This window comes from Citrobacter sp. RHB36-C18 (assembly GCF_013814485.1).
GTDB lineage: Bacteria > Pseudomonadota > Gammaproteobacteria > Enterobacterales > Enterobacteriaceae > Citrobacter > Citrobacter braakii.
Window position 1 is genome coordinate 476,629 of sequence record NZ_CP057125.1, and the last position, 14,328, is coordinate 490,956.

The 14,328-nt window shown below is 55.7% G+C and carries 10 protein-coding genes; 6 read left to right on the forward strand and 4 right to left on the reverse strand.

What is annotated here, in order from left to right; all coding sequences use genetic code 11:
• The first annotated feature begins 85 nt into the window (after positions 1 to 85).
• The 6 genes from nanR (at position 86) to nanQ (ending at position 5,585) form a co-directional block, all read left to right on the forward strand.
• The gene (gene nanR / locus HVZ52_RS02325; protein ID WP_016154704.1) at positions 86 to 877 is read left to right on the forward strand and encodes a transcriptional regulator NanR; all 792 of its coding nucleotides are present in this window, start codon (positions 86 to 88) and stop codon (positions 875 to 877) included.
• A 134-nt stretch (positions 878 to 1,011) separates the two neighbouring features.
• Positions 1,012 to 1,905 (forward strand): N-acetylneuraminate lyase, encoded by an 894-nt coding sequence (nanA, locus tag HVZ52_RS02330; RefSeq protein ID WP_016157581.1) that lies wholly within the window; start codon positions 1,012 to 1,014, stop codon positions 1,903 to 1,905.
• A gap of 116 nt (positions 1,906 to 2,021) precedes the next feature.
• Positions 2,022 to 3,512 carry a sialic acid transporter NanT gene (gene nanT / locus HVZ52_RS02335; protein ID WP_016154702.1) on the forward strand — a complete coding sequence of 497 codons (1,491 nt, stop codon included), beginning with the start codon at positions 2,022 to 2,024 and terminating at the stop codon, positions 3,510 to 3,512.
• A 47-nt stretch (positions 3,513 to 3,559) separates the two neighbouring features.
• Positions 3,560 to 4,249: an N-acetylmannosamine-6-phosphate 2-epimerase gene (locus HVZ52_RS02340; RefSeq protein WP_019077794.1), complete on the forward strand. Its 690-nt coding sequence runs from the start codon at positions 3,560 to 3,562 to the stop codon at positions 4,247 to 4,249.
• Positions 4,246 to 5,115 carry an N-acetylmannosamine kinase gene (gene nanK, locus HVZ52_RS02345; protein WP_181598816.1) on the forward strand — a complete coding sequence of 290 codons (870 nt, stop codon included), beginning with the start codon at positions 4,246 to 4,248 and terminating at the stop codon, positions 5,113 to 5,115. The genes HVZ52_RS02340 and nanK overlap by 4 nt, the downstream gene beginning before the upstream one ends.
• Before the next feature lie 2 nt (positions 5,116 to 5,117).
• Positions 5,118 to 5,585: an N-acetylneuraminate anomerase gene (gene nanQ, locus HVZ52_RS02350; protein WP_181598817.1), complete on the forward strand. Its 468-nt coding sequence runs from the start codon at positions 5,118 to 5,120 to the stop codon at positions 5,583 to 5,585.
• Between the two features lie 60 nt (positions 5,586 to 5,645).
• Here the strand turns inward: nanQ and HVZ52_RS02355 are convergent, their stop codons facing one another.
• The 4 genes from HVZ52_RS02355 to gltB form a co-directional block, all read right to left on the reverse strand.
• Complete coding sequence (locus tag HVZ52_RS02355) at positions 5,646 to 6,926, reverse strand: cytosine deaminase (protein ID WP_181598818.1); 1,281 nt, start codon at positions 6,924 to 6,926, stop codon at positions 5,646 to 5,648.
• Positions 6,916 to 8,166 carry a cytosine permease gene (codB, locus tag HVZ52_RS02360; RefSeq protein WP_047358527.1) on the reverse strand — a complete coding sequence of 417 codons (1,251 nt, stop codon included), beginning with the start codon at positions 8,164 to 8,166 and terminating at the stop codon, positions 6,916 to 6,918. The genes HVZ52_RS02355 and codB overlap by 11 nt, the downstream gene beginning before the upstream one ends.
• A 185-nt stretch (positions 8,167 to 8,351) precedes the next feature.
• A complete protein-coding gene (locus HVZ52_RS02365) occupies positions 8,352 to 9,770 on the reverse strand; it encodes a glutamate synthase small subunit (protein WP_046276017.1) in 1,419 nt (472 codons plus the stop codon).
• A gap of 12 nt (positions 9,771 to 9,782) precedes the next feature.
• The gene (gene gltB, locus HVZ52_RS02370) at positions 9,783 to 14,243 is read right to left on the reverse strand and encodes a glutamate synthase large subunit (RefSeq protein ID WP_181598819.1); all 4,461 of its coding nucleotides are present in this window, start codon (positions 14,241 to 14,243) and stop codon (positions 9,783 to 9,785) included.
• Positions 14,244 to 14,328 lie beyond the last annotated feature (85 nt).

A 14,328-nucleotide genomic window follows, 5' to 3' on the forward strand; every position in this document is an offset into this window, starting at 1 on the left:
ACAGTCTGATTGACCATCATTTCACCCTGCTTTCGATCCTGTGTTAGGATAAACCCGCTGTTATTTGTCACCACGACTTAGCTGAATGGGCCCTATGAACGCATTTGATTCGCAAGCTGAAGACTCTCCATCCACCATTGGCCGTAGCTTACGCAACCGCCCGCTGGCGCGTAAAAAGCTGTCTGAAATGGTTGAAGAAGAACTGGAGCAGATGATTCGTCGTCGGGAATTTGGCGAGGGCGAACAGTTGCCGTCTGAGCGGGAGCTGATGGCCTTCTTTAACGTGGGCCGTCCTTCTGTACGAGAAGCGCTGGCAGCGTTAAAACGCAAAGGTCTGGTGCAAATCAACAATGGCGAGCGCGCCCGCGTTTCGCGTCCTTCAGCTGATACCATTATCAGCGAGCTGTCCGGTATGGCGAAAGATTTCCTCGCGCATCCCGGCGGCATTGCCCACTTCGAACAGTTGCGACTGTTCTTTGAATCCAGCCTGGTACGATACGCCGCAGAACATGCGACGGATGAGCAAATCGACAGACTGGCGAAAGCACTGGAGATCAACAGCCAGTCACTCGATGACAATACGCTGTTCATTCGCTCGGACGTTGATTTTCACCGCATACTGGCGGAGATCCCGGGCAATCCCATCTTTATGGCTATCCATGTTGCGCTGTTAGACTGGCTAATTGCCGCCCGTCCGACCGTAGCCGACCAAGAGTTGTATGAGCACAATAACGTGAGTTATCAGCAGCATATCGCTATTGTCGACGCGATTCGTCAGCGCGACCCTGAGGAAGCTGACCGCGCACTGCAAGAACATCTCAACAGCGTTTCCGCTACCTGGCACGCCTTTAGCAAAAGTAAAAAATTGCGTAAGTAATCGCGATCCTGACGATCGTTTAGTGAGGCAGATCGCACTATAAGCGTTCTGTATTGTATTGCTGCTTATTTGATCTGGTATAACAGGTATAAAGGTATGCAGTCAGATAACACTAATCATCATCAGAGGTAGCTATGGCAAGAGATTTAAAAGGCGTAATGCCAGCGTTGTTAACCCCATTCGATAGCCAACAGCGACTGGACATTGAGAGCCTGCGCCGCCTGGTGCGTTTCAACATTGGGCAAGGGATCGACGGGCTGTATGTCGGTGGGTCTACGGGTGAGGCATTTGTCCAAAACCGCGTTGAGAGAGAGCAGGTACTGGAAATTGTTGCCGAAGAAGCGAAAGGCAAGGTGACGCTGATCGCTCACGTTGGCACAGTGAGTACCGAAGAGAGCCAACAGTTGGCGAGTGCCGCGCATCGCTACGGCTTTGATGCGGTTTCAGCCGTCACACCGTTTTACTATCCGTTCAGTTTTGAAGAGCACTGCGATCACTACCGCGCAATTATTGATTCCGCTGATGGCTTGCCGATGGTGGTCTATAACATCCCGGCGCTGAGCGGCGTAAAACTGACGCTGGATCAGATCAACACGCTGGTGACGTTGCCGGGCGTTGGCGCGCTGAAGCAAACCTCAGGCGATCTCTATCAGATGGAACAGATCCGCCGCGCTCACCCCGATCTGGTGCTTTATAACGGTTATGACGAGATCTTCGCTTCTGGTCTGTTGGCGGGCGCAGATGGCGGTATCGGTAGCACTTACAACATTATGGGATGGCGTTATCAGGGAATTGTGAAAGCGCTCAAAGAAGGCGACATCCGTACGGCGCAAAAGCTGCAAACCGAGTGCAATAAGGTTATCGATCTGCTCATTAAGGTTGGCGTGTTCCGCGGCCTGAAGACGGTATTGCACTATATGGACGTGGTTTCTGTTCCGCTGTGCCGTAAACCATTTGCCCCGGTAGATGAACAATATCTGCCGGAACTGAAAGCGCTGGCCCAGCAATTAATGCTGGAACGCGACTGATCGGACGCCGGATAGCACAATGCTTATCCGGCCTGCAAAAACAAGACTCGTAGGCCGGATAAGGCGAATCCGCCATCCGGCACCACAACGAAAATAAAGATCGTCGGGAGAGTAAAATGAGTACTTCTACCCAGAGCATCCCGTGGTATCGCCATCTCAATCGGGCGCAATGGCGGGCATTTTCCGCCGCCTGGCTGGGATATTTGCTTGATGGTTTTGATTTTGTATTAATCGCCCTTGTGCTGACGGAAGTACAAGGCGAATTCGGACTGACGACGGTGCAGGCGGCCAGTCTGATCTCGGCCGCTTTTATCTCCCGCTGGTTTGGCGGGTTAATGCTGGGCGCGATGGGCGACCGTTATGGACGCCGCCTGGCGATGGTCACCAGTATCATTCTGTTCTCTGTGGGGACGCTGGCCTGCGGCTTCGCGCCGGGCTACACCACCATGTTTATCGCCCGCCTGGTTATCGGTATGGGGATGGCTGGTGAGTACGGCTCCAGCGCAACTTATGTTATTGAAAGCTGGCCCAGGCACTTGCGAAACAAAGCCAGCGGCTTCCTGATTTCCGGCTTCTCTGTAGGCGCAGTGATCGCCGCGCAGGTCTACAGCCTGGTGGTCCCGGTCTGGGGATGGCGCGCGCTGTTCTTCATCGGCATTTTGCCGATTATCTTCGCCCTCTGGCTGCGTAAAAATATTCCGGAAGCGGAAGACTGGAAAGAGAAACACGAAGGCAAAGCGCCGGTACGCACGATGGTGGACATTCTCTACCGGGGCGAACATCGGGTTATCAATATTGTGATGACTCTCGCCGCCGCAACCGCGCTGTGGTTCTGCTTTGCAGGCAACCTGCAAAATGCGGCTATCGTGGCGGTCCTTGGCCTGATATGTGCGTTTATCTTCATTAGTTTTATGGTGCAAAGCAGCGGGAAACGCTGGCCGACGGGCGTCATGCTGATGGTGGTTGTGCTGTTTGCCTTCCTTTACTCGTGGCCGATTCAGGCGCTGCTGCCAACCTATCTGAAAACCGAATTGCTGTATGACCCTTCCACTGTCGCCAGGGTGCTCTTCTTTAGCGGCTTTGGCGCGGCGGTCGGTTGTTGTGTCGGTGGTTTTCTTGGCGACTGGCTGGGCACGCGTAAGGCCTATGTCTGCAGTCTGCTGGCTTCGCAGTTGCTGATTATTCCAGTGTTTGCGATTGGCGGCTCAAACGTCTGGGTACTGGGTTTACTGCTGTTTTTCCAGCAAATGCTCGGTCAGGGGATCTCAGGGATCTTACCCAAACTGATTGGCGGCTATTTCGATACCGACCAGCGTGCGGCGGGTCTGGGCTTCACCTACAACGTGGGTGCACTGGGCGGGGCGTTGGCACCGATCATCGGTGCGCTGATTGCCCAACGACTGGATCTGGGCACCGCGTTGGGATCGCTCTCTTTCGGCCTGACATTTGTGGTGATCCTGCTGATTGGTCTCGATATGCCGTCTCGCGTACAGCGCTGGCTGCGGCCTGAAGCATTGCGTACGCATGATGCCATTGATGGCAAACCGTTTAGCGGGGCCGTGCCGTTCGGCGGCGACAAAAGCACCATGGTGAAATCCAAAAGTTAATCCGTTTGCCCGGTCCTGCGCCGGGCAATAGTCATAAGGGAATAAGCATGTCGTTACTTGAACAACTGGATATCAAGATTGCCGCGAACGGCGGGCTGATTGTCTCCTGCCAGCCTGTTCCTGACAGCCCGTTAGATAAACCGGAAATTGTTGCGGCGATGGCGCTGGCCGCAGAACAGGCTGGCGCGGTGGCGTTACGCATTGAAGGGGTGGAAAACCTGAAAGCGACCAGGGCGGTAGTTTCGGTGCCGATTATCGGCATTCTCAAACGTGACCTTGATGACTCTCCGGTTCGCATCACCGCATATCTCGAGGATGTTGATGCGTTAGCGCAGGCAGGCGCTGACATCATCGCCATCGACGGTACCGATCGCGTACGTCCGGTACCTGTAGAAACCTTACTGGCACGTATTCATCATCACCAACGCCTTGCGATGGCTGACTGTTCGTCCATGGCGGATGGCATGGCCTGCCAGAAACTCGGTGCCGAAATCATTGGCACTACCCTTTCTGGCTATACCACGCCAGAAACGCCCGAAGAGCCGGATCTGGCTCTGGTGAAGTCTTTAAGTGACGCGGGTTGTCGGGTGATTGCTGAAGGACGTTACAACACGCCAGCGCAGGCCGCTGAGGCGATGCGTCATGGCGCTTGGGCGGTGACAGTCGGCTCAGCCATTACCCGGCTGGAGCACATTTGCCAGTGGTACAACACAGCGCTTAAAAAGGCGGTGCTATGACCACGCTGGCGATTGATATTGGCGGCACCAAACTGGCTGTTGCGCTGGTAGACAGCAGCCTGCAAATTCAAGAGCGTCATGAATTGCCGACGCCCGCCAGCAAAACACCGGATGCTCTGCGTGCCGCGTTACAAGCACTGGTTGCGCCGCTACAGGGGCAGGCAACGCGGGTGGCGATCGCCTCAACGGGGATTATCCGCGACGGTTCTCTACTGGCGCTGAACCCGCACAACCTCGGCGGGCTGCTGCATTTTCCTCTGGTGCAAACGCTAAAAGATCTCACCGCTTTGCCGACGCTGGCAGTCAATGACGCGCAGGCCGCGGCGTGGGCTGAGTATCATGCGCTTGGCGGCGAGTACCGCGATATGGTGTTTATCACCGTCTCCACCGGTGTAGGCGGCGGGGTGGTAAGTGATGGGAAGCTGCTGACCGGGATTGGCGGTCTGGCCGGGCATCTGGGACATACGCTGGCTGATCCGCATGGGCCGGTGTGCGGTTGCGGGCGTGTGGGTTGTGTCGAGGCGATCGCTTCCGGTCGTGGGATCGCGGCGGCTGCCGAAGGCGCGCTTGCTGGATGCGACGCAAAAACCATTTTTAGCCGCGCCGGGCAGGGTGATGAGCAGGCCAGTCGGTTGATCCATCGTTCGGCACGTACTTTGGCAAGGCTTGTCGCCGATGTGAAGGCCACGCTCGATTGCCAGATTGTGGTGATTGGCGGCAGCGTGGGGCTGGCGCCAGGGTATCTGGCGCTGGTGGAAAACTATCTGGCACAAGAGCCTTCGGCTTACCACGTAGAATTACGGGCGGCGCATTACCGTCATGACGCTGGATTACTGGGGGCCGCGCTGTTGGCCCAGGGAGATTGATTATGATGTCAGATGAGTTGCGTTCATTGCCTTCTGCCGGATTACATCCGGTTTTGCAGCAGGCGTTAACGCTGGCTGTTGCGGCGAATCCGCAGGAGAAAACGCCAGGGCGCTACGAGTTGCAGGGCGATAATATTTTTATGAATGTCATGCAATTTGCAACGCAGAGCCCAGAGCAAAAGAAAGCGGAACTGCACAGGGAATACATTGATATTCAGGTGCTGTTATCCGGTGAAGAACGCATTCTGTTCGGGATGACTGATTCTGCTCGTCAGTGCGAAGAGATGCACGTTGAGGATGATTATCAGCTGTGTAGCCAGATTGCCGATGAGCAGGCGATGGTACTGAAGCCGGGAAGATTTGTGATTTTTATGCCGGGCGAGCCGCATAAGCCGGGCTGCGTGGTACAGGCTCCGGTGGACATCAAAAAGGTGGTGATCAAGGTGCGCGCCAGTTTATTACACACCTGACGATGAGAGTGACGGTGTCGGATGGCAAGGCTTGCGCCATCCGACACCGGATATTACAACCTAGCGCTTAAACGTCACCGCTTCCGGCTGCGTCAGATGCAGCGTCGTTTGGCTCGGCACAGTCTCGGCAATGATTCGCCCGTGACGAATGGAATAACGTGCAGGCGTCTGGCGACGAACCGCGTCAAACCCATTCTCTGCCGGTAAAATCACCAGGTTCGCGGAATTCCCCACGCTCAGACCGTAGTCCTGCAGGTGCAGGGTTTTCGCGCTGTGGGTGGTGATCAGATTCAGGCCATCGTTAATTTGTCCGTATCCCATCAGCTGACACACATGTAACCCCATGTGCAGTACCTGCAGCATATTCGCAGTGCCCAGCGGATACCACGGATCGAAGACGTCATCATGGCCGAAGCAGACGTTGATCTCTGCCTCCAGCATCTCTTTGACGCGTGTAACGCCGCGGCGTTTAGGATACGTGTCAAAGCGCCCTTGCAGGTGAATATTCACCAGTGGATTCGCGACAAAGTTAATGCCGGACATTTTCAACAGGCGGAAAAGACGGGAAGTATACGCGCCGTTATAGGAGTGCATTGCCGTAGTATGGCTGGCGGTCACGCGCTCGCCCATATTGTCGCGATGGGCCAGCGCCGCGACGGTTTCAACAAAGCGTGATTGCTCATCGTCAATTTCGTCACAGTGCACGTCGATAAGTCTGTCGTATTTTTGCGCGAGGGCGAAAATTTTGTGCAACGACTCCACGCCATATTCACGCGTAAATTCAAAGTGGGGGATAGCGCCAATGACGTCGGCCCCCAAACGCACGGCTTCCTCTAATAACGCTTCACCGTTGGGATAAGAAAGAATGCCCTCTTGCGGGAACGCGACAATCTGTAGCTCTACCCACGGAGCGACTTCTTGCTTCACCTCCAGCATGGCTTTCAGCGCCGTCAGCGTAGGGTCGGAAACGTCAACGTGAGTGCGGACATACTGGATGCCGTTGGCCATCTGCCACTTAAGAGTCTGCATGGCGCGCGCTTTGACGTCATCGTGAGTGAGCATTGCCTTACGTTCGGCCCAGCGCTCAATGCCTTCAAATAACGTACCAGACTGGTTCCAGCTCGGCTCCCCCGCGGTTTGCGTGGTATCCAGGTGGATATGTGGCTCTACGAACGGTGGGATTGCCAGGCCACCTTCGGCATCAAGCACTTCCCCCTGCGGCAACGTAGCGGCGTCCTGAGCCTCAATTCGGCTGAAGCGTCCGTTTTCAACCGTGAGCTGCCACAATCCTTCGCGTCCCTGTAAACGCGCCTGACGAATGGTGATGTTATTATTCTGCATGGCTGACCTCTGGTGATTTAGCAAGGCTGCGATTGAAAAGTGGGTTCAGCAGGATATAGCTGAATACGCCGCCGAGTACGGCGTTGACGGGTACAATACCGGGAATATAGTGACCGGCGGCAATGCCCAGTGCAACGGACAGGATAGCTATCCAGTTTACGGAAATAAATTGTGCTTTGCTGAAGTCGGCATATCGGCGATGGTTCAGCAGATAGTCGGCGATAATCACTCCACCAATTGGAGGAATCGCTGCCGACAAAAATGTCAGCCAACCGACAAAGTTATTGTAAAGCCACAGTGCGCACAGTGTGCCGATAATACCGTTAGCCACCGACAGCGAACGGCTGGAAAGGCCGGTAATATTGGCAAATCCCAAACCTGAAGCGTAGAGCGCATTGTCGTTGGTGGTCCAGATATTCAGGCCGAGCACCACAATCGCGGGCAGCAGCAGGCCCTGAGCAATCATCACGTCAGAGATGTCCGCCTGTCCAACAGCGGCGGCACCCGCAGCGCCGAAGATAAACATCAACGAGTTGCCAAGGAAAAATGCCACCATGGCAATCAGTACCGCACCTTTGGCGTTGCGGCCAAAGCGGACAAAGTCGGCGGTTAACGTGCCTGCGCTGATAAATGAGCCTACCACCAGCGCCAGTGCGGTGGAGAAATTCAGCGGTGTCTGCGGCACTATCGCTTTTAAATGGTCTAAACCGCCGACATCGCTCACCGCCAGCCAGACGGAGTAGCTGCCAAGAACGACGATGGCAGGTACGGCGATGATAGATAAAACGGTCAGCGCCGAGATGCCAAAAAAGATAGTCAGGGTCATCAACAGACCGGAAACCGCAATCAGAATATTGACGTCAATCCCCGTCGCTTTGCCAACCGGGATAGCAAACATGGCCACACCAACGCCAAACCAGCCTACCTGTGTACCGCCTAAGAGCAGTGAGGGAAGCCATGAACCTTTCAAACCAAATGAGTAACGTGCCAGAAGGTGGGTTGAGAGCCCTGTTTTTGCGCCGATAAAACCGAGAAATGCAGTGTAAATACCGAGGAGAAGATTACCGAAGAGAACTGCCAGGAAGAAATCATTATAGGAAAGACCGGTACCGAGTGTGCCACCGGTCCACATACTGGCGGAAAAAAATGTGAGTCCCAACATGACAAACGTTAGTGGAATCACGCCCTTCCGCGCCGCCAGAGGGACGGGGCCCTGGCTATAATTGTTGTCCTGCGACACAACGCCTCCATGAATTTTGCCCAAAAAATCCGCCGCATAATATACAGTTCTCAGAATAAAGCAAACGTTTCCGTATGTTTTTTTAGTTCTCTTTCACGGTGTTGATAGAGGGGAGGGGGCAGGGGTATTGCGAGGAATCTGGCATCTCATCAGCGTTTGAAGATGAGATGCCAGAAGACGCTTACTTACACTTCCAGGTAGTTCAGGATACCGTCTGCCGCTTTACGACCTTCGGCAATCGCGGTGACTACAAGATCCGAACCACGCACGATGTCGCCACCAGCGAAGATTTTTGGGTTGCTGGTCTGGAAGGCGTTATCGCTGCGTTCCGGAGCAATAATACGGCCCTGAGAATCCAGCTCGACGCTGTGCTCTTTCAGCCACTCCATACTGTGCGGGCGGAAGCCAAACGCCAGTACCACCGCATCAGCTGGAACAACGTGCTCGGAACCGGCGACGATCTCCGCGCGGCGACGCCCCTTCGCATCCGGTTCGCCCATTTCGGTGCGCGCCATTTTCACGCCGCACACTTTACCGTTGGCATTCACTTCCACGCCTAAAGGCTGGACGTTGAACTGGAACTCGACGCCTTCTTCACGCGCGTTTTTCACCTCGCGTTTGGAACCCGGCATGTTCTCTTCGTCGCGGCGATAGGCGCAGATTACGTGTGCCGCGTTCTGGCGAACCGAGGTCCGCACGCAGTCCATCGCGGTATCGCCACCGCCGAGAACAACGACGCGTTTGCCTTCCATGCTGATGTACGGCTCGTCACTGCTTTCGCCAAATCCCATCAACTGTTTGGTATTGGCGATCAGGAACGGCAGGGCATCAAATACGCCGGGAGCGTCTTCGTTTTCCAGCCCACCGCGCATCGACTGATAGGTACCTACGCCAAGGAACACGGCATCGTAATCCTTCAGCAGATCGTTAAGCTGCACGTCGCGGCCCACTTCCACGTTTAGTTTGAACTCAATACCCATACCGGTGAAGATTTCACGGCGACGGGTCATGACCTCTTTCTCCAGCTTGAACGCCGGGATCCCGAAGGTCAGCAGACCGCCGATTTCCGGGTGGCGGTCAAATACCACCGCCTTCACGCCGTTGCGGGTCAGCACATCAGCACAGGCCAGGCCCGCCGGACCTGCACCGATGATCGCCACGCGCTTGTCCGTCTGGCGAACGCCAGTCATATCCGGACGCCAGCCCATCTCGAACGCTTTATCGTTGATATAGCGCTCGATGTTGCCGATAGTTACCGCACCGAACTCATCGTTTAGCGTGCAGGATCCTTCACAAAGACGATCCTGCGGGCACACTCGGCCACAGACTTCCGGCAGAGTGTTAGTCTGGTGCGACAGTTCTGCCGCTTCAAAAATACGTCCCTCATTCGCCAGCTTAAGCCAGTTCGGAATGTAGTTATGTACCGGGCACTTCCACTCGCAGTACGGGTTGCCGCAGGAAAGACAGCGATCAGCCTGTGCTTTGGCCTGGCCTTCGGAAAACGGCTCGTAGATCTCGATAAATTCGATCTTACGGATCTTCAGCGGTTTCTTCGGTGGATCAACGCGCTGCAGGTCGATAAATTGGTATACGTTCTGACTCATTGCTGCTACCCCTTACTGCGCCTGCACACGCAGCTCTGCTGCGCTACGACTACGGTGACCCAACAGTGCTTTCACATCACTGGATTTCGGTTTTACCAGCGCGAATTTCGCCGAGAATGCTGGCCAGTTCGCCAGGATCTCTTCGCCGTGTGAAGAACCGGTATGTTGTACATGCTCGGTAATCAGACCGCGCAGGTGTTCCTCATGAATAGCCAGCGAGTCCACGCTCAGTACTTCTACCAGTTCCGGGTTCACGCGTTTGCGGAATTCACCGTCTTCGTCGAGCACGTAGGCGAATCCGCCGGTCATGCCTGCACCGAAGTTGACGCCGGTTTTGCCGAGAATACACACGATGCCGCCGGTCATATATTCACAGCCGTTGTCGCCAATACCTTCAACCACGGTAATAGCGCCGGAGTTACGCACCGCAAAACGCTCACCCGCACGACCCGCAGCAAACAGGCGGCCACCGGTAGCACCATACAGGCAGGTGTTACCAATGATGCTCGCCTCATGGCTACGGAAAGCAGAGCCAACCGGAGGACGCACTGCCAGCAGGCCGCCCGCCATGCCTTTACCGACATAGTCGTTGGCATCGCCGGTCAGATACAGCTCCACGCCGCCCGCGTTCCACACGCCGAAGCTCTGGCCTGCGGTACCGCTGAAGTGCGCTTTAATCGGGTCAGATGCCAGCCCCTGATCGCCATGCGTCTGAGCGATATAGCCCGACAGCGATGCGCCGACGGAACGGTCGGTGTTGCGTATATCGAACCAGAAGGTTTTGCTCTGGCGCTCGTCGACAAACGGTTTCGCCTGCTGTAACAGCTGGGCGTTCAGCACGCCGTTATCAAACGGCGGATTGTTTTCAGTGCAATGCAGCGCTTTACCTGGATGCGGTTCAGCGGTTTCCAGCAGACGAGACAGCTCCAGTTTCTGCTGCTTGGCGGTAAACCCTTCCAGCTCTTTGAGCAGGTCGGTACGACCAATCAGATCCACCAGACGTTTCACGCCCAGTTGCGCCATCAGCTCGCGGGTTTCGCGGGCGATAAATTCAAAGTAGTTAGTCACTTTGAACGGCAGGCCGTGATAGTGGTTCTTACGCAGTTTGTCATCCTGAGTTGCCACGCCGGTTGCGCAGTTGTTTAGATGGCAAATACGCAGGTATTTACAGCCCAGCGCGACCATGGGGCCGGTGCCGAAACCGAAGCTTTCTGCACCCAAAATTGCCGCTTTAATGATATCGACGCCGGTTTTCAGACCGCCATCGACCTGCAGACGGATCTTGTGACGCAGACCGTTAGCCACCAGCGCCTGCTGAGTTTCCACCAGCCCCAGCTCCCACGGGCAGCCCGCGTATTTTACCGAGGAGAGTGGGCTTGCCCCGGTACCGCCGTCGTAACCGGCAATCGTAATCAGATCCGCATAGGCTTTCGCCACGCCGGTCGCAATAGTGCCGACGCCCGGTTCGGAAACCAGCTTCACCGAGATCATCGCTTTCGGGTTAACCTGTTTCAGGTCGAAAATCAGCTGCGCTAAGTCCTCGATAGAGTAGATATCGTGGTGCGGCGGCGGGGAGATCAGCGTCACGCCCGGCACCGAATAACGCAGTTTGGCGATGTACGGGGTGACTTTATCACCCGGTAACTGACCGCCTTCGCCCGGCTTCGCGCCTTGAGCGACTTTAATCTGAATGACATCAGCATTGACCAGGTACGCTGGGGTTACGCCAAAGCGACCGGAAGCCACCTGCTTAATGCGCGACACCTTGTTAGTGCCGTAGCGTGCTGGATCTTCGCCGCCTTCACCGGAGTTCGAGTTACCACCGATGCTGTTCATGGCTTCGGCCAGCGCCTCGTGTGCTTCCGGGCTTAATGCCCCGATAGACATCGCTGCGGTATCAAAGCGTTTAAACAGTTCGGTTGCGGGTTCTACTTCGCTAATGCTTACGGCTTCATCGCCAGGTGTAATCGCCAGCAGATCGCGCAGCGTGGCCGCCGGACGCTCATTGACCAGCTTTGCATATTCCTGATAGTCGCTGTACTCGCCGCTTTGTACTGCCTGTTGCAGCGTGCGCACCACGTCCGGGTTGTAGGCGTGGTATTCGCCGCCGTGAACGTACTTCAGCAAACCGCCCTGGCTGATAGGCTTACGCGCCAGCCAGGCATGTTTGGAGAGGTTCAGCAGATCCTGCTGGAAGTCGGTAAAACCCGCGCCGCTGATGCGACTGACCACGCCCTGGAAGCATAAAGCCACAACATCATCGTGCAGACCAACGGCTTCAAACAACTTCGAGCAGCGGTAAGAGGCGATGGTCGAGATGCCCATTTTGGACATGATTTTGTACAGACCCTTGTTGATGCCGTTACGGTAGTTCAGCATCACAGCCCGGTAATCTTTGGCAATCGCCTGAGTGTCGATCAGACGTCCCAGCGTTTCATACGCCAGATACGGATAAATGGCCGTCGCGCCAAAACCGAGCAGAACGGCAAAATGGTGCGGGTCACGGGCGCTGGCGGTTTCAACGATGATGTTGGCATCGCAACGCAGGCTTTGTTCTACCAGACGTGTTTGTACTGCGCCAACGGCCATCGGTGCCGGAACCGGCAAGCGGTTTTTTGCGATATTACGGTCAGAGAGCACCAGTAGCACTGTGCCGTTACGCACCATCTGTTCAGCCTTATCGCACAATGCTTTGACGGTCTCTTCGAGCGTGGTTTCCGTCACGTCGAAGGTGATATCCAGTCGGTCAGCGCGATAATGCTCCTCTTTCATGGTGGTGAGCTGGGTGAAATCGGAGTACAGCAGGATCGGCGACTTAAAGCTCAGACGGTGCGCCTGACCTTCGGCTTCGCAGAAGACGTTCATCTCACGACCGATGCTGGTGGCCAGCGACATGACGTGCGCTTCACGCAGCGGGTCGATCGGCGGGTTGGTGACCTGGGCAAACTGCTGGCGGAAGTAGTCATAAATGATGCGCGGCTGGCTGGAGAGCACGGCAAACGGGGTATCATCACCCATTGAACCGACCGCTTCCTGACCATTTTCACCGAGCACGCGGATAACGGAATCCAGCTCTTCAGCGCTGTAGTTAAACTGTTTCTGGTAGCTGGCGAGGGTGTCATCGTCCAGTTCACGGCTGCCGACCTGATCGTCAGCCAGGTCTTCGAAAGGCACCAGACGGCGGACGTTCTTCTCCATCCACTCTTTGTAGGGGTGGCGGCTTTTCAGATCGTCATCGGTTTCAGCCGAATGCAGAATGCGCCCGCTACGGGTATCGATAACCATCAACTCCCCAGGGCCGACACGACCTTTCTCAACCACTTCATCCGGCTGATAATCCCAGATCCCGACTTCAGAAGCGCAAGTAATCAGCTTGTCTTTGGTGATGACGTAGCGCGCCGGACGCAGGCCGTTGCGGTCAAGGTTACAGGCGGCAAAGCGACCGTCGGACATAACGATACCCGCCGGACCATCCCACGGCTCCATGTGCATGGAGTTAAAGTCGAAGAACGCGCGCAGCTCCGGGTCCATATCCGGGTTGTTCTGCCAGGCCGGCGGCACCAGTAGACGCATGGCGCGGATGATATCCATCCCGCCCGCCAGCAGCAGTTCCAGCATGTTATCCATTGAGCTGGAGTCGGAGCCGGTTTCGTTAACGAACGGTGCGGCGTCGTGCAGATCAGGGATCAGCGGCGTCTGGAATTTATAGGTACGAGCGCGCGCCCACTGGCGGTTGCCGGTGATGGTGTTGATTTCACCATTGTGCGCCAGGTAGCGAAACGGTTGCGCCAGCGGCCAGCGTGGTACGGTGTTGGTGGAGAAGCGCTGGTGGAACAGGCAGATGGCCGATTCCAGACGCAGGTCCGCCAGGTCCAGGTAAAAGCGCGGCAGATCCGCCGGCATACACAGACCTTTATAGATATTGACCAGGTTCGACAAGCTACAGACGTAGAAGTCTTTATCTTCCTGGAGGCGTTTTTCGATACGACGGCGCGCGATGAACAGGCGACGCTCCATATCACGCGGACGCCAGCCCGCAGGGGCATTAACAAAAATTTGCTCGATACGAGGCAGGGAGGAGAGCGCAATTTCACCGAGAACACCTTCGTTAGTCGGCACGTCGCGCCAGCCGACAATCGACAGGGTCTCCTGCTGTAATTCTTCTTCTACAATGCGACGAGAAGCCGCTGCCAGCTCAGCGTCTTTATTTAAAAAGATCATGCCGACGGCGTAGTTTTTGGCTAAACGCCAGCCGCGCTCTTGCGCTACGATGCGGAAAAAGCGGTCAGGTTTTTGTAACAGCAGGCCGCAACCATCGCCGGTTTTTCCATCGGCAAGAATTGCGCCACGGTGCTGCATGCGGGCCAGTGCGTGTATGGCGGTACGCACTACCTTGTGGCTAGGTTCGCCTTCTATGTGGGCGATCAGGCCGAAACCACAGTTATCCCTCTCAAGGGATTTATCGTACAACATATCAGTGAACCTCCCCAGGCTCTGCGGGATTCCCATCTGGACCGTTGCGCACGGGCACACCAAGAGCATGGCGACGGGGTTTGCG